General features: G+C 67.9%; 2 protein-coding genes. One reads left to right on the top strand and one right to left on the bottom strand.

The features are described 5' to 3' along the window. A partial coding sequence (locus tag A5764_RS28790; RefSeq protein WP_369807285.1) for a glycosyltransferase occupies positions 1-279 on the top strand: 279 nt, incomplete at its 5' end. Here the strand turns inward: A5764_RS28790 and A5764_RS28785 are convergent. Further along, positions 271-663: glycosyltransferase (locus A5764_RS28785; protein WP_369807284.1), on the bottom strand; the 393-nt coding region annotated here is incomplete at its 5' end. The genes A5764_RS28790 and A5764_RS28785 overlap by 9 nt on opposite strands.

Below are 663 nucleotides of genomic sequence, written 5' to 3'. Positions count from 1 at the left end.
ACCACCGCGGCGGGGCTGCGGGCCGGAATCCCGACTTTGATTCTCTGGCACGGGATCGACGATCAGCCGGTCTGGGCCGCCGCCGTCGAACGGCTGAACATCGGGACCGGCCGCCCGTTCTGGGGCGCCACAGAGCAATCGCTCGTCGCTGACCTGCGCTCCGTCCTGACCCCGGAGCGCGCCGCAAAAGCCCGTGACGTCGGCGCGAAGATGACGACGGCCGGCGAAAGTGTTGCCAGGGCGGCCGACCTTCTGGAGGCCACCGTCGACTTACGGTGATGAGGCTTGCGATCCAAGGCGAGCGACGTCTTCCAGAAGATCCGCGGCTCTCGCGAGGCTTTCGGGGGACGTCGATATCTGGCCGGCGACTTCGCGGGCGCGTGAAGCGTATTCGGGCGAGAGGATGGTGGCCAGATCGGCCACTAGTGATCCCTGCGTGGTGGCCGACAACTGACGGGCGGCGCCGACGCCGAGTCGTTCGACCCCCGCCGCCCAGACCGGCTGATCGTCGATCCCGTGCCAGAGAATCAAAGTCGGGATTCCGGCCCGCATCCCCGCCGCGGTGGTGCCGGCACCGCCGTGGTGGACGACCGCGCGGCACGCGGGAAGTATGGCTGAGTGATTAACGGCCCCAACGACTTTCGTGTTTTCGGACTCGTCGGT

Origin of the sequence: Mycobacterium sp. 852002-51057_SCH5723018, assembly GCF_001667035.1 — a bacterium.
In the GTDB taxonomy this organism is placed as follows: domain Bacteria; phylum Actinomycetota; class Actinomycetes; order Mycobacteriales; family Mycobacteriaceae; genus Mycobacterium.
Note: the sequence above shows the minus strand (reverse complement) of the source record. Positions and strands in the feature narration are given on the sequence as shown.